The organism is Chromohalobacter canadensis, assembly GCF_029544075.1.
GTDB lineage: Bacteria > Pseudomonadota > Gammaproteobacteria > Pseudomonadales > Halomonadaceae > Chromohalobacter > Chromohalobacter canadensis_A.
Map to the genome: position 1 here is coordinate 249,613 of NZ_JAJQJH010000002.1, position 14,820 is coordinate 264,432.

Below are 14,820 nucleotides of genomic sequence, written 5' to 3' on the forward strand. Positions count from 1 at the left end.
GACGCATCATAGCGCCAGGCGGCGGATCAGTTCCTTGGCCAACACCCGATGGGCCTGGCTACCCCGCGACAAGCGGGCGTACTTGGTGACCGGCAGGCCATGACTCGGCGCCTCGGCGACGCGTACGTTGCGCGGAATGGTCGTCTTGAGCAGGGTGTCACCGAAATATTGGCTCAACTGTTTGCTGACGTCGCGCGTCAGGCTGTTGCGCGCGTCGTACATGGTTCGCACGATGCCGAAAATGCTTAGATCGGGATTCACGTTGGCCTGGATCTGCTCAACGGTATCCAGAAGCGCTGAGAGCCCTTCCAGCGCATAGAATTCGCATTGCAGGGGAATTAATACCCCATCCGCGGCAGTCAAGGCGTTGACGGTCAGCATGTTGAGCGAAGGGGGACAATCGATGATCACCACGTCGTAACTTGCAGCCACGCTTCCCAAAGCATCGCCCAGGCAGCGCTCGCGTCCGTCACGATCGAGGAGATCGACTTCGGCGGCGGTCAGGTCGCCATTGCCGGGCAGCAGAGCATAACCGGCGTCGGGGCAATCGAGAATCACCTCGCTGGCGCGACGTCCTTCCAGTAGCACCTCGAGCACACTACCCTCGAGCTCATGCTTGTCGACACCACTGCCCATGGTGGCATGTCCTTGAGGATCAAGATCGACCAATAGAACACGCCTGTCCAACGCGGCGAGACAGGCCGCGAGATTGACCGCGGTGGTGGTCTTACCAACGCCACCTTTCTGATTGGTCAAGGCGATTATCTTGGTCACGATCGACTCCCATTATCGACAACGCCCGAAAACGGCAGCGCTGGTGGCATTCAACTACATCGCAAGCGCACGAGCACACGTTGCGCCTCATCGCCGGGTATCTCCAGGTCACGGCGCTCGACCAGTGCCACGTCCGGCGGCAACTCGGCGAGCTCGGACGCGGCGTCGCGTCCCTTCATCGCCAGCCACTCGCCTCCTTCGGCCAACAGCGGGCGCGTGAGCTCGACGAAGGTCGCCAACTGAGCGAAGGCCCGCGATACGATCTGGTCGAAACCGCCGTGCTCGTGCTCGAAGGTTTCCACCCGCGCTTGCACCGGCGTGACGTTATCCAGCCCCAACTCTAGAACGGCCTGGCGCTGAAAGCGTACTTTTTTGCCATTGCCGTCGAGCATGGTTACCGCCAGGCAAGGATCGAGTATCGCCAATACCAGGCCAGGCAACCCGGCGCCCGCGCCGACATCGAGCAACGTCGGACCGCGCACGGCGGCCGCGATGCTGGCGCTATCGAGCAGATGGCGGGTGACCATCTGCTCAGGATCGCGTACCGCGGTGAGGTTATAGGCGCGGTTCCACTTGTGCAACAACGCGAGCAACGCCAGTAGACGCTCACGGGCAGTGGCATCGACTTCGACGCCGAGCGCTGCGAGGCCGGTATCGAGACGCGTTTCACAAGCTGGGGTCATGCGTTGGCCGCCTGGATAGACTGCTCATCGATCAGGCGACGCTTCTTGAGATGCACCAGCAGCAGCGATACGGCCGCCGGGGTGACCCCGGAGATGCGTCCTGCCTGCGCCAGCGTCTCAGGACGCGCGGCCTCGAGCTTCTGACGGATCTCGTGGGACAGGCCGTCGATGCGTGCGTAGTCCAGATCCTCGGGCAGACGCAGTGTCTCATGGCGGCGCAGACGCTCGATCTCGTCTTGCTGGCGTGCGATGTATCCCTGGTACTTAGCCTGGATCTGAACCTGGTCGGCGACGCTGGGATCGAGCGCAGGCGCCTCGTCGTCGAGGTCGGCATGCGTCAGTTCGGGCCGCTTGAGTAGATCCGCAAGACGATATTCGCGGGCCAAGGGCTTGTCGAGCTTGCTTGAAAGGCGCTGGGCCAGCTCACTCTGGGGCTGTACCCAGGTATCCCGCAGGCGTTCGGATTCGCGGGCGATGGCTTCGCGCTTGGTGGAAAAACACTGCCAGCGCTCGTCATCGACGAGCCCGAGTTCCCGACCAATCTCGGTGAGACGCAAGTCAGCGTTGTCCTCGCGCAGCAGCAGGCGATGCTCGGCCCGCGACGTGAACATGCGGTACGGCTCCTGGGTACCCATGGTGATCAGATCATCGACCAGCACCCCGAGATAGGCCTCGTCGCGACGCGGCGCCCAGGCATCCTGGCCCTGGGCACGCCGTGCAGCGTTGAGCCCGGCCAGCAAGCCCTGGGCGGCAGCTTCCTCGTAGCCGGTAGTGCCGTTGATCTGACCGGCGAAGAACAGGTTGTGGATAAATTTTGTTTCCAGCGAGTGACGCAGATCGCGCGGATCGAAGAAATCATACTCGATGGCATAACCGGGACGCGTGATGTGCGCGTTCTCGAAGCCTTTGATCGAACGTACCACCTGGAACTGCACGTCGAAGGGCAGCGAGGTTGAAATCCCGTTGGGATAGAGCTCGTGAGTATCGAGGCCTTCGGGCTCAACGAAGATTTGGTGACTCGACTTGTCCGCGAAGCGATTCACCTTGTCTTCGATGGACGGGCAGTAGCGCGGCCCGACACCCCCGATGACACCAGAATACATCGGAGAGCGTTCGAGATTGGCGTGAATGATCTCGTGGGTACGGGTGTTGGTATGCGCAATGTGACAGTTCATCTGACGTGGATGCTGCTCGCGGTTGCCGAGATATGACATCACCGGGGTCGGCGTATCGCCAGGTTGGGTCTCGAGTACCGAGAAATCCACGCTTTTGGCATCCAGTCGCGGCGGCGTACCGGTCTTGAGCCGATCGACGTTGAACGGCAGGGCACGCAGGCGTTGCGCCAAGGCATTGGAGGACGGATCCCCGGCACGCCCGCCGGAGTGATTGTCCAACCCGATGTGGATAACGCCGCCGAGGAAGGTCCCGGTGCACAGCACCACGCTCTCGCCATAGACCCGGATACCCGTCTGTGTGACGACGCCGCGCACCGTGTTGCCGTCGACGATCAGGTCGTCGGCAGCCTGTTGGAAGAGCGTCAAATGAGACTGGTTTTCCAGTTGGCTGCGGATCGCGGCTTTGTAACGGACGCGATCGGCTTGGGCCCGAGTGGCACGCACGGCGGGCCCCTTGCGGGCATTGAGTACACGGAACTGAATGCCGCCGAGATCGGTGGCATGCGCCATGGCGCCGCCTAAGGCATCGATTTCCTTGACCAGGTGGCTCTTGCCGATCCCGCCGATGGCGGGATTGCAGGACATCTGGCCAAGAGTCTCGATGTTATGCGTCAGCAATAGCGTCTGACAGCCCATGCGAGCAGCAGCCAGTGCGGCTTCGGTTCCCGCATGGCCCCCGCCGATGACGATGACATCAAAGCGGTCTGGATAATCCACGTTACACCTCGAATCGCAGCGTATGGCTGCGGTCGTGCATGTCGGCAAGCCTCATCGTCAGGCGATGAAGCTTGGTAAATAGCCGGACAGTATAAACCCCTTGTGAGTAACCGTCAGGGTTTTCCACACATGGATTGCCAGTGGGTTGGCCCGTCATAGGGTCTCTTATTAATAACAATATAGAATTTAAAAGAAGTTCTGTTGTTGTTGTTATTACTGGTATCGACTAAATCTGGGGATAAGTGTAAAAAAACAAGTTTCATCAGGGTTTTACACTGTTCATCGCTGATAGGAAAAAGCGCAAATAGCCTGCGCGGGAGCGGGGGATGGCCTGTGGATGGAAGGGGGGCTTATCCACACGCCAGATCGTGCACCACTTGTCCCCAGGCGTATACCAGGGCCCCGCCCATAGTGGTTAACATTTGGCGGTTTTGCCTCTTAACCCCCGCATGACGGGGCTGGTAGCGAGAATGAGCGGTTCGTGACATCAATGTTATGCACAGGCAAAAAATTGCCTTGTGAAGACAGAAATGAAGCGCGGCGACCCTTGGAGGTCACCGCGTGATCGTGAGGTGGGAGCGCTACCTGGTGTTTGAGAACAAAAGCTAGTGCTTGAGAACGCGGGAGAGGAAAGCTTGGGTGCGTTCATGTTGGGGACGATCGAAAACTTCTTGTGGCGTGCCTTGTTCGACGATGCGGCCACCGTGCACGAAGATGACGCGGTCGGCGACCTCGCGTGCAAAACCCATCTCGTGGGTCACGATCATCATCGTCATGCCTTCATTGGCCAGTTCCCGCATGGCGTCGAGTACTTCGCCGATCATTTCCGGGTCGAGAGCCGAGGTGGGCTCGTCGAACAGCATCAGGCGGGGTTCCATCGCCAATGCGCGGGCCAAGGCGACTCGCTGCTGCTGGCCCCCGGAGAGCTGGCTGGGATACTTGTCGGCTTGATCGGTGATACCCACGCGTTCGAGCAGTCGATCGGCGATTTCCCGGGCTTTGGTGTTATTGAGCCCACGTACTTTCTCCGGGGCCAGGGTCACGTTGGCATGCACCGACAAATGGGGAAACAGATTGAATTGTTGAAAAACCATGCCGACCTCGGTGCGGATGGTCTGCAACGATTTTCCGCCCTTGCCGTAAGGTGTGAGCTCGTTGCCATCGACGACGATGCGTCCTGACTGAAACTCCTCGAGGCCGTTGACGCAGCGAATGAGCGTCGACTTGCCGGAACCGCTGGCACCGACGATGACGACCACCTCGCCAGCGGCGATCTCGAGATCGATATCCTGCATCACGTGCAGGCTACCGAAATACTTGTTGACCTTCTCCAGCGTGACGATCGGAGTGGTGGAATCTTGCTGACTGTCATTCATGATAGGCGCCTCATTGTCCGACCAGGCCCTTGCGCTCGAGCAGGCGCAAGGCGAAAGAGAGACTCAGGGTGATCGCCAGATAGAGCAAGGCGACCATCAAGTAGACCTCGAGCGCGGTGAAGGTGGTCGCGATATAGACCTGGCCCTGACGCACAAGCTCGCCCACGCCGATGACCGAGAACAGCGAGGTATCCTTGATGCTGACGATGCCCTGATTGCCAAGCGCTGGGATCATGCGACGTAGCGCCTGGGGCCAGATGATGTAGCGGAAGGTATCGGTCCGCGACAGGCCCAACGAAAGGCCGGCCTCGCGCTGACCCTTTTCGATGGATTGCACGCCGCCACGCACGATTTCCGAAATATAGGCACCCGCATTGAGGGCGATGGCGGCGATACCGGCAACGATGGCGTTGATCGGGCCACCGAGGAGTTGCGGCAAGCCATAGAAGATGAACAGTACCTGCACGAGCACCGGTGTGCCGCGGAATATCTCAATGTAGATAGCGGCCGGCCAGCGTAGTAAGCGCAGCGGACTGATGCGTAGTAGGCCGAAGACGATGCCGATCAGAAAGCCGATGGCGAGGCCACCGAAGGAGATCAGCAAGGTCCAGGGAATACCAGTGAGAAGATGCGGGAGGGAGGCGATGGCCGCCTGCCAGTCGAACTGGAAAGTGACGTCCACGAAGGTATCTCCAGGGTCGTGTCTCGGCGTACGTGCGCGCTGAGGCGACGACGCTCAGGGTGGATGATGAGCCATGAAAAGGGGCCGGGTGCATGGTCACCCGGCCCCTGAAGGATCGTCGTCTTTATTCGGCGTCAGGCGCCTTGCCGAACCACTTTTCATAGATATCGTCGTAGGTGCCGTCTTCACGCATCTCGCTGAGCGCTTGGTTGGCGGGCTCTACCCATTCGCTGCCCTTGACGAAGGCGATGCCGTATTGCTGACCTTCGTACAGTGGCCCGACCACCTTGGCTTTACCTTTGCCTTTGGTCTCGGCGAAGTAGCCAACGTTGGGCGCATCGTAGAAGACGGCATCGACACTGCCGCCCATGAGGGCCATGTACATGTCGGAACTGCCGGGATACGGGGTGATTTCGGCGTCGTCACCAAGCTCTTCCTGAAGGTAGTCGTAGCTGGTGGAACCGATCTTGGTGCCGATACGCATGCCTTCGAGGTCGTCGAGTTCTTCGACGTCGTCGTTGTTACTGGGGACCAGGATGCGTAGACCGCTGTCGTAGTACGGATCGGAGAAATCGACAATCTCGCTGCGCTCGTCGGTAATCGTGATGCCGGCGATGGCGATATCGACGTTGCCGGTCTGCACAGCGGGGATAATGCCGTTGAAATCCATGGTGTTGAGATCGATTTCGAAGCCGGCTCGGTCGGCGATGGTGTTGATGATGTCGATGTCGAAACCGACCATTTCGCCGCTATCTTCGTCCATCATTTCGAAAGGCACGAAGCTGGGGTCGGTAGCCACGGCGAGCGTGGGCGTATCCTGGGCGAGAGCGGCACCGCTGGCACCCAGTGCCAGAGCCAGGGCGGAAAGACGTAGTGGCAAGTTTTTCATGGTGTTCCCCGTTTGCTGTTGTTGATGGGACCGGTTCTACATTGACGAGTCCCGGTGGGGGCGTCAAGTGGAGGCAGGGGGAACGCGAAAGAAGAGAAGGGGCATCCGCGTGGCGGACGCCCGAGGCGCTGCATGACCGCTCAGACGGCGAACGAGGCACCGCAGCCGCAGGTAGATGTGGCGTTGGGGTTCTTGATGATGAAGCGCGCTCCGGCGAGGCCTTCCTCGAAATCTACCGTGGAGCCAACCAGGTATTGATACGAGAGGGCGTCAATGATCATCGACGCGCCACCATGTTCGATGACGGTATCCTCATCGCCGACGTTTTCGGCGAAATCGAAACCGTACTGGAAGCCCGAACAGCCTCCACCGGTGACGTAGACACGCAGTTTGAGACCCGGCTTGCCCTCTTCCTCGACCAATACGCCCAGACGCTGGGCTGCGGCATCGGTCAAGTACATGGGCACCGGGACGAACGATTCAGCCCCGCTCATGGGTGACCTCCTTAATCCATCGTGTGGCATATGGCTTACCATTATCGTGAAAACCAAGCAAAACGGTCAACTTTGTATTGCTCTGGAGTGCTGCCTACCGTCCTTCGCTAAGGTGTATGATAGAAAATACGCTATGTCAGGTTGACATGGCGACGCCGGGGCGTGGCCATGCCGCGCGCCATGTCCTCGGTAGAATTATCCGTTCATGGGGAGATATGGTGTGCCTTCGCGTCGGTTTCGACCACCGCTCAAGCGGCCCAGTATGGACGCTTTTCGTCGCCGCTTGGCAAGTGTCGATGCGTTGCCGCAGTTATGTGTGCTGGGGGTCCTCTCGGGGCTTCTGACCGGTGGTCTAATGGTCGTGTTTCGCGGCGCACTGGAGTTTGGGGCGCTGGCTTTCATGCCCGATGGCGACCCCGAGGCCTTCGAGCGACTCGCAGTCCCTCTTCGCGTGGTATTGCCGTTGATCGCTGTGGCGCTGATCGGTCTGTGGCTATGGCGTATGCCGACGAGCGTCGGCAAGATCGGCATCGGTCATGTCATCGAACGGTTGACTTATCACCAGGGCAAGATGCCGCTACGCAACTGGATCACCCAGTGGTGGGTAGGGCTCGTGGCCCTATTGGGCGGTCTTTCAGCAGGGCGCGAGGGGCCCGCCATTCACCTTGGTGCGGCGGCATCGAGCTGGATCGGCCAAACCATGCGGTTGCCCCACAACAGCCTGCGCGTATTGGTGGGGTGCGGCACTGCGGCGGGCATCGCCGCGTCGTTCAATACGCCAATTGCCGGTGTCATCTTCGCCATGGAAGTGGTGATGATGGAGTACACCATTACCGGTTTCATGCCGGTCATTCTAGCCTCGACTACCGGTGCCGTTGTCTCGCAGTTGGTCTACGGTTCCCAGCCCGCCTTCTCGGTGCCCAGCGTGCAGTTGGCTTCGTTGTTCGACTTTCCTTGGATCGCTGTTACGGCCTTGTTGATCGGGCTGGTGGCCGGTGGCTTCGTGCGTCTTGCCAGGCCTGCCGTGTGGCAGACACGCCTGCCCATGTGGGGTCGATTCCTGGCGGTGGGTGTCGCGGTGGCGGCACTGGCCTGGTGGTACCCTCAGGTCCAGGGGATGGGCTATGACTCGCTAGAGCGCATGCTCGTCGGTCAGCCGGCGCTGGATGTGCTGATCGCCGTGGCGCTCGGCAAGCTGGCGCTGACGGCATTGGCCATCGCCTTCGGGGTTCCGGTGAGCATCATTGGGCCGATTCTGGTGTCGGGGGCGGCCCTGGGCACGTTGTGCGGACTGTTGTGGGCCACGCTGATGCCGGAGCTAGCTTCGTCACCGGTGGTGTTCTCGCTGCTGGGCATGGCCGCCATGATGGGTGCCGTCCTGCAGGCGCCCCTGGCGGCATTGATGGCGCTTTTGGAATTGACCCACAATTCGAGCATCCTGCTGCCAGGCATGTTGGCGGTGGTCATTGCAGTGCTGGTGGCGCGACAGGGGTATCACTGCTCAGGTTTTTTCATCTCCACGCTCGATAGCCAGGGCCTGCATCCCTTGCAGCGCCCCTTGATGCAAGCCTTGTCACGGGTCGCGGTGCCTGCCGTCATGGAGCGCAGCGTGGCCCGGGCGCCGCGCATACTGACGCGCGCCCAAGCTCAGGAACTGCTGGCCGGCAAACCCACTTGGCTGGTGGTCTCGCGCGAGAACGACAAACCACCGGTAGGACTCAAGGCCGCCGGGCTGGCACGGCTCATGCTCGACGAGCAGTGGCAGGGCGAGACGCGTTTCGACCTACTGGAGATTCCCGGCCAGCGGGTCGACATGGCGCCGATCGCCTTGCAGGCGACGCTTTCCGAAGCCTTCGAACAGCTCAACAAACAGGGGGTCGATGTGCTGTATGTCGAGCACACCACGGCGCCGCTGATCCGCAAGATTTCGGGTATCATCACCCGCGACGCCATCGAGAACTACTACCGTAACAAATGACTCCGGCACGGCTCCGAGGCATTTTCTGAAAGAACGTAGAACTAGCATTAAGGACTCGCCATGTATCATTGGATCTTATCGCTGCATCTAGTTGCCGTCATGACCTGGTTCGCGGCACTTTTCTTTATCCCCCGATTGTTCGTCTATCATGCCCAGGCGCGCGATCATGGCGATGAACAGGCGATGGGCTACTTCCAGCTCATGGAACGGCGCCTCTACAAGGGCATCATGCTGCCGGCGATGATCGCGGTGATCGTTTTGGGTGGGCTGCTGATCTATCTAGTGCCGAGCGTCATGAGTAATGGCTCGTTTCATGTCAAGCTGCTGCTGGTCGCCTTCTTGATCGGCTACCATCATGTGTGTCTGGCCTATCTCAAGCAGTTCGCGGCGGGGCGTTGCCAGAAGAGTCTGAAATTCCTGCGTGTCTTCAATGGCATTCCCGTCCTGCTGCTGTTTGCCATCATCCTGCTCGTCGTGTTTCAGCCGTTTTGATGGCGACGCCAAGATTGCCGGCGGTGCTGGTGCTTGCTGGACACGATCCCACTGGTGGGGCGGGGCTGACCGCCGATGCCGAAGCCATCCGTGCCTGCGGTGGCTGGCCGTTGACCGTGCCCACCGCGCTGACGGTGCAAACCACGCGTGACGTAAAGCGCGTCATGCCGTGTTCGCGCGAGAGCATCGAAAGCGCTTGCGAGGCCTTGTTCGCGGATATCGAGATTAGTGCCATCAAAGTGGGATTGATCGCCGACCGTGCGTCCCTCGAGGCGGTCATCGCTGTGGTGAGCGCGCATCCCCATTTACCGTTGATCGTCGACCCGGTGATGCGCGCCGGTGGCGGCAGCGCACTGGCGCCCGATGACAACGTGGCGATTTACCGCGAACGCCTGCTCTCGCTAGTGGATATCTTAACGCCCAATCGCCAGGAGTTGGCGCGTCTGAGCGGGGCTTTCGGCAGCGAGGTGGATCGGGTGGTGGAGCTGATGTCGCTGGGCGCGCAGGCGATTCTTGTCACCGGTGCCGATGCCTGGGATGAAGAGACATTCATGCGTGATGAGGTTGTCCACACCCTGCATACCCCCGACAATAGTCGTCAATGGCGCTGGCCGCGGCTGGCGGGTGATTACCATGGGTCGGGATGTACCCTGGCGGCTTCGCTGGCCGCGCGTCTGGCGTGTGGTGAATCCTTGATCGAAGCATGCAGCCAGGCCCAACGAGTGGCGTGGGATAGCTTGCTGCATGCGCAACGTCCCGGGCACGGTCAGGCGTTACCCGATCGCCTGTGGCGATTGCCGCCCTTCGAGAGCGAGGCAACATGACGGCGGATTGGACGCGAGGCATTTACGCCATTACCGATGCGACGCTGCTGCCGGACGATGAACGCTTGTTCTCGGCTTGCGAGCGCGTTTTGAGCGCGGGTCCGGCGCTGCTGCAGTATCGTGACAAGTCGGCGGATGCCGATAAACGCTGGCGCCAGGCCACGACCTTGGCTGGGTATTGCCACGATGCCGGGGTCCCGCTGATCGTCAACGATGATACCGCCTTGGCGGTGCGGCTGGGCGCGCGTTTCGGCACTACTATCGGGGTGCACCTGGGGCAGCAGGATGGCGCGCTGGACGCCGCGCGCGAGGCCTTGGGGCCCTCGGCGATCATCGGCGCGACCTGTCATGCGCGTCTCGACTTGGCCGAGCGCGCGACGGCCGAAGGGGCCAGTTACCTGGCCTTCGGCCGCTTCTTCGCCTCACACACCAAGCCGGAGGCACCACCGGCGCCCTTGTCGCTGCTCGGCGACGCAGCGCGTTTCGGCTTACCGCGTGTGGCGATCGGGGGACTCGACGTCCACACTATGCGTCTAGCCCGCGAGGCCGGTGCGGAGTTGCTGGCCACGGTACATGCCGTCTTTGGTGCCGACGATCCCGCCGTTGCCGTCAGAGGCTTGCAGGCGAGTCTCGGCGAGGCGGCGCGGCACTGAATTATCCACAGGTTTGAGCGGCATGTTGTTCGACCTGTCCAGAGAGTTATCCACAGCTTCTTTAGCGACACGTTATCTTAGCCACACACAGCCAGAGGAAGTCATGACCACGTCCGCACAACTCTTCGAGCAGGCTTGCCGTCACATCCCCGGCGGTGTGAATTCACCCGTGCGTGCCTTCAAGGGCATGGAACGCGCGCCGGTGTTCGTGGAGCGCGCCCAGGGCGCCTATCTCTACGATGTCGAAGGGCAGCGCTATATCGATTATGTCGGCTCCTGGGGGCCGTTGATCACCGGTCACGCCGATCCCGACGTGCTGGGCGCGGTACGCGCGCGACTCGACGACGGGTTGTCCTTCGGCACCCCGACCGCCATCGAAACGCGCATGGCGGATCTGATCTGCGAGATCATGCCGTCCATCGACATGGTGCGCATGGTCAACTCGGGCACCGAGGCCACCATGTCGGCGATTCGCCTGGCACGTGGCCATACCGGGCGCGACAAGATCGTCAAGTTCGAGGGCAACTACCACGGGCATTCCGACTCGCTGCTGGTCAAGGCCGGGTCCGGCGCGTTGACTCACGGCGAGCCGAGTTCGCCTGGCGTGCCGGCGTCCCTGGCCGAACATACCGTGACGCTGCCCTACAACGATCTGGATGCGGTACGTGCGTGTTTCACCGAGCTAGGGGACGAGATTGCCGGCATCATCGTCGAGCCGGTAGCGGGCAACATGAATTGCATCCCGCCGCAGTCCGATTTCCTCAAGGGCCTGCGCGAGATCTGCGATGAGCATGGCAGCGTGCTGATCTTCGATGAGGTGATGACCGGCTTTCGCGTGGCGCTGGGCGGTGCGCAGGCGCATTTCGGCGTGACGCCCGATCTGACATGCCTGGGCAAGATCGTCGGCGGTGGCATGCCGGTTGGTGCCTTCGGTGGTACGCGTGAGCTGATGGAGCAAGTCTCACCTTTAGGGCCGATCTATCAGGCGGGTACGCTGGCCGGCAATCCTCTGGCCATGGCGGCGGGGATCGCGTTGCTCGAGAAGATTCGCGAACCGGGCTTCCACGATGCGCTCGGCGAACGCGTGGCGACGCTGTGCGATGGCTTGGAAGCCCGCGCAGAGGCGGCCGGTGTGGATCTGATCACCCAGCGTGCGGGCGGCATGTTCGGCGTCTTCTTCACGGCCCAGCGGCGCGTCGATAATTTCGCCCAGGCCACTGCCTGCGATGCTGATACCTTCCGGCGCTTCTTCTTGGGTATGCTCGAGGAGGGCGTGTATCTGGCACCTTCGCCGTTCGAGGCGGGTTTCATGTCGAGTGCACATACGGCGGCCGATATCCAGACGACGCTGGACGCCGCTGAGCGGGTACTGGCAACACTGGGACAGGCCTGATACGGCGAGTGAACGATGCAATGCAACGACAGGATGCGGGAGAACGCTCAGTGAGCCAGGTATTGATCGAGGCATTGCGCCAAGGCCAGGAGTTTGGGCACCCGGTCGGCGAGATCGAGGTGTTCGAGACCCATATTTCCTGGGTCATCCTTACTGGCGACTATGCCTACAAGATCAAGAAACCGCTGGATTTTGGCAGTTTTCTGGACTTTTCCACCCTCGAAAAGCGGCGCCGGCTCTGCGAGCAGGAAGTGCGCCTCAATCGGCGGCTCGCTCCGGCGTTGTATCTGGAGACGGTGCCGATCAGTGGTACGCCCGAGGCACCGCGGCTGGATGGCAGTGGCACGCCGTTCGAGTATGCCGTCAAGATGCGCCAGTTCAGCAACCGTCACTTGTTCAGCACCTTGCAGGTGAGTGGCGAGCTTTCGGTGGAGTTGCTCGACGACCTCGTCGATCAACTGGTGGCGTTCCACGAAGACGCGCCGCGCATCAGTGGCGATAGCTCGCTGGGATCGCCGGACACCGTACGCCGCACGCTGGACCGTGAGTTCCGTTTGATCGAGGCGCGGCTCGACGATCCCCAGGCACGCGAGCGGCTTTCGCGGCTCGAAACCTGGAGCCTGGACAGCTTCGCGCGCCTAGAACACGAATTCGAGCGACGCTGGCGCGAAGGTTACGTGCGTGAGATCCACGGTGACATTCATCTTGGCAATGCGGTGCATTTCGAGGGCCGCGCGCTACTCTTCGACGGCCTGGAGTTCAACGCTGAACTGCGCTGGAACGATGTCGGCTGCGAGCTGGCGTTCTTGTTGATGGATCTCGAGGCGCGCGGCGAACAGGCCTTCGCCAACCATGTGCTCAATCGCTATCTGGAGCTCTCCGGCGATTATGAGCTGGTGCGCCTGCTTGCCTATTACAAGCTTTATCGGGCGCTGGTGCGGGCCAAGGTGGCGATGCTGCATTACCACCAACCGCAATTGACGGCGGACGAACGCCAGGAAGTGTATGCGGAATACCAGCACTACATTGCTTTGGCAGAGCGTTACAGCGAGTTTCGCTTCCCGTATCTGATCGTCGGCGTAGGGGTCTCGGGCAGCGGAAAGAGCCGTTTTACTGGCGATATGGTGCAGCGGCTGGGCGGCGTGCGGGTGCGCTCCGATATCGAACGCAAGCGGCTGTATGGCTTCGAGGCCCAGGCCAGTACCGCCGATGGTGCCGATATCTATACGTCTCAGGCCACTGCACGTACCTATGATCGTCTCGCCGAACTGGCGGGTATTTTGCTGGAATCAGGGCTGCCGGCCTGTGTCGATGCCACCTGCCTGACGCGCGCTCAGCGCACGCAACTGTGCTTCGAAGCCGAACGTCGTGGGCTGCCGGTACTGCTGGTGAGTTTCGAAGCGGATCACGCGACCCTGCGCGCGCGCATCGAAAGACGTGCCCAGCGTGGTGGCGACCCCTCCGAGGCGGGGCTCGAGGTACTTGAACGCCAGCTGGCACGTTTCGAACCCTTCGCCGACGATGAATTGAGCCATCTGGTCCATCTCGATACCACAGCACCGGATGCCAATCGTACCCTGGTGTCGATGATTCAGGAGCGTATCCAACTCAATTGAGGCGCCGTCATCGTCATGTCGCGGCTGCGTCATGGGCCTGTCATGTGTCCCTTTTATGCTAAAGGAGTGGTTAGGGTCGTCACGTTGCCGCATGGCGTGTAGGCAACGTGAATCTCGTGACATTGCGCCGCTCTTTTGGGAGCGGCGCTTTTTTTGTTGGTACCGCCGGGGTCATGACGTGCGCGCTTTGCGAGGACTGCGCAGCGAGACCATGGGCGGCGCACCGAGATTCTGACGCGCCCAGTTCATGGCCTGAATGCGGTTGTGAACCTTGATCTTGCGGAAGATATTGTAGAGATGCGACTTGACGGTATGCTCGCTGACGAAGAGTTGATCGGCGATTTCGGTGTTGGAAGCGCCGGTGCCCAGTAGGCCGATGATCTCCAGCTCGCGGTGGGTCAACCCGCATACCGGACGATACGCATTGAGCTGTTGGCGGCGATAGAAGTCGATCAGACGTGTCATGAGGTTGCGCGACATCCACAGATCGCCCTCGAGCAGCTTGGCGATACCCTTGCAGATCAGCAGCAGGTTGTCCTGACGATAGAAGACGCCCTGTAGATGCAGGCTGATCAGAAGCTCCGCCGCATGCTCATCGTCACGTAGGTTGAAGGCTGCGAGGATCATTTCCGGGCTTTCGCTGGCGCGGCTGTTCCATAGATGCATGCAGTTTTCGTCGACATGGTCGGCATCCAGCAATACCACGACCTTGCAATCCGTGGGCGGCTCGAAGCTTTCCTGAGTGCTCAGCGCCGAGACCTGACAATCGAGTTGCTGGCGAATGTAATCGATGAACAGCTGCGACTGCGGATTGCAGTCGGTGACCATCAGGACCCTTGTGTTTTCCATGCTCATGCGTTTCATCCCGGTGTTGTGTGAGACATTATCAGTGGCATCTCCCGACTTTCTCATGGTCGGTTTCATGCCGAATTGCCCTCAAGCCTTGTCCGAGATACGTCCTTTGTAAATAGACAGTAACCCCAACACCTTAAAACTTAAAGGAATATAATCTACATGTTTTTATACCCTTTGTTAATTTTACAGTCACATCAGGTGGTTGGGCGAGGCTCGCAG

General features: G+C 60.5%; 14 protein-coding genes. 6 read left to right on the forward strand and 8 right to left on the reverse strand.

The window, feature by feature from the left end; all coding sequences use genetic code 11:
• Positions 1-6: 6 nt before the first annotated feature.
• From LUN51_RS04790 to erpA, 7 genes are all read right to left on the reverse strand, one after another.
• The gene (locus LUN51_RS04790) at positions 7-774 is read right to left on the reverse strand and encodes a ParA family protein (RefSeq protein ID WP_277810351.1); all 768 of its coding nucleotides are present in this window, start codon (positions 772-774) and stop codon (positions 7-9) included.
• A gap of 50 nt (positions 775-824) precedes the next feature.
• Positions 825-1,457, reverse strand: coding sequence for a 16S rRNA (guanine(527)-N(7))-methyltransferase RsmG (gene rsmG / locus LUN51_RS04795; protein WP_277810352.1), 633 nt, complete (start codon positions 1,455-1,457; stop codon positions 825-827).
• Positions 1,454-3,349 carry a tRNA uridine-5-carboxymethylaminomethyl(34) synthesis enzyme MnmG gene (gene mnmG / locus LUN51_RS04800; protein ID WP_277810353.1) on the reverse strand — a complete coding sequence of 632 codons (1,896 nt, stop codon included), beginning with the start codon at positions 3,347-3,349 and terminating at the stop codon, positions 1,454-1,456. The genes rsmG and mnmG overlap by 4 nt, the downstream gene beginning before the upstream one ends.
• 605 nt (positions 3,350-3,954) lie before the next feature.
• Complete coding sequence (locus LUN51_RS04805; RefSeq protein WP_040240249.1) at positions 3,955-4,725, reverse strand: amino acid ABC transporter ATP-binding protein; 771 nt, start codon at positions 4,723-4,725, stop codon at positions 3,955-3,957.
• Between the two features lie 10 nt (positions 4,726-4,735).
• Positions 4,736-5,407: an amino acid ABC transporter permease gene (locus LUN51_RS04810; protein WP_040240248.1), complete on the reverse strand. Its 672-nt coding sequence runs from the start codon at positions 5,405-5,407 to the stop codon at positions 4,736-4,738.
• Between the two features lie 124 nt (positions 5,408-5,531).
• A complete protein-coding gene (locus LUN51_RS04815; protein ID WP_277810354.1) occupies positions 5,532-6,296 on the reverse strand; it encodes a transporter substrate-binding domain-containing protein in 765 nt (254 codons plus the stop codon).
• A 140-nt stretch (positions 6,297-6,436) separates the two neighbouring features.
• On the reverse strand, positions 6,437-6,790 hold the full coding sequence (gene erpA, locus LUN51_RS04820; protein WP_040240244.1) for an iron-sulfur cluster insertion protein ErpA: 354 nt from the start codon (positions 6,788-6,790) through the stop codon (positions 6,437-6,439).
• A gap of 262 nt (positions 6,791-7,052) precedes the next feature.
• Between erpA and LUN51_RS04825 the strand changes: the two genes are divergently transcribed.
• The 6 genes from LUN51_RS04825 to LUN51_RS04850 all read left to right on the forward strand — a co-directional run bounded on the left by LUN51_RS04825 (position 7,053) and on the right by LUN51_RS04850 (position 13,746).
• On the forward strand, positions 7,053-8,768 hold the full coding sequence (locus LUN51_RS04825) for a chloride channel protein (RefSeq protein ID WP_277810355.1): 1,716 nt from the start codon (positions 7,053-7,055) through the stop codon (positions 8,766-8,768).
• Between the two features lie 60 nt (positions 8,769-8,828).
• Positions 8,829-9,260: a CopD family protein gene (locus LUN51_RS04830; RefSeq protein WP_277810356.1), complete on the forward strand. Its 432-nt coding sequence runs from the start codon at positions 8,829-8,831 to the stop codon at positions 9,258-9,260.
• Positions 9,260-10,084, forward strand: coding sequence for a bifunctional hydroxymethylpyrimidine kinase/phosphomethylpyrimidine kinase (gene thiD / locus LUN51_RS04835; protein WP_277810357.1), 825 nt, complete (start codon positions 9,260-9,262; stop codon positions 10,082-10,084). Before LUN51_RS04830 ends, thiD begins: the two co-directional genes overlap by 1 nt.
• Complete coding sequence (thiE, locus tag LUN51_RS04840) at positions 10,081-10,737, forward strand: thiamine phosphate synthase (RefSeq protein ID WP_277810358.1); 657 nt, start codon at positions 10,081-10,083, stop codon at positions 10,735-10,737. The genes thiD and thiE overlap by 4 nt, the downstream gene beginning before the upstream one ends.
• Before the next feature lie 103 nt (positions 10,738-10,840).
• Positions 10,841-12,130, forward strand: a complete 1,290-nt coding sequence (hemL, locus tag LUN51_RS04845) for a glutamate-1-semialdehyde 2,1-aminomutase (protein ID WP_277810359.1) — start codon at positions 10,841-10,843, stop codon at positions 12,128-12,130.
• Positions 12,131-12,180: 50 nt separating this feature from the next.
• On the forward strand, positions 12,181-13,746 hold the full coding sequence (locus LUN51_RS04850; protein ID WP_277810360.1) for an AAA family ATPase: 1,566 nt from the start codon (positions 12,181-12,183) through the stop codon (positions 13,744-13,746).
• A 171-nt stretch (positions 13,747-13,917) separates the two neighbouring features.
• Here LUN51_RS04850 and LUN51_RS04855 read toward each other — a convergent pair whose 3' ends face one another.
• Positions 13,918-14,601 (reverse strand): LuxR C-terminal-related transcriptional regulator, encoded by a 684-nt coding sequence (locus LUN51_RS04855; protein ID WP_075368550.1) that lies wholly within the window; start codon positions 14,599-14,601, stop codon positions 13,918-13,920.
• Positions 14,602-14,820 lie beyond the last annotated feature (219 nt).

Coding starts and splice junctions, on each gene's coding strand:
- LUN51_RS04825 (WP_277810355.1), top strand. CDS start 7,053: ATGGACGCTTTTCGTCGCCGCTTGGCAAGTGTCGATGCGTTGCCGCAG.
- LUN51_RS04830 (WP_277810356.1), top strand. CDS start 8,829: ATGTATCATTGGATCTTATCGCTGCATCTAGTTGCCGTCATGACCTGG.
- rsmG (WP_277810352.1), bottom strand. CDS start 1,457: ATGACCCCAGCTTGTGAAACGCGTCTCGATACCGGCCTCGCAGCGCTC.
- thiD (WP_277810357.1), top strand. CDS start 9,260: ATGGCGACGCCAAGATTGCCGGCGGTGCTGGTGCTTGCTGGACACGAT.
- LUN51_RS04815 (WP_277810354.1), bottom strand. CDS start 6,296: ATGAAAAACTTGCCACTACGTCTTTCCGCCCTGGCTCTGGCACTGGGT.
- thiE (WP_277810358.1), top strand. CDS start 10,081: ATGACGGCGGATTGGACGCGAGGCATTTACGCCATTACCGATGCGACG.
- LUN51_RS04855 (WP_075368550.1), bottom strand. CDS start 14,601: ATGAGCATGGAAAACACAAGGGTCCTGATGGTCACCGACTGCAATCCG.
- erpA (WP_040240244.1), bottom strand. CDS start 6,790: ATGAGCGGGGCTGAATCGTTCGTCCCGGTGCCCATGTACTTGACCGAT.
- LUN51_RS04805 (WP_040240249.1), bottom strand. CDS start 4,725: ATGAATGACAGTCAGCAAGATTCCACCACTCCGATCGTCACGCTGGAG.
- hemL (WP_277810359.1), top strand. CDS start 10,841: ATGACCACGTCCGCACAACTCTTCGAGCAGGCTTGCCGTCACATCCCC.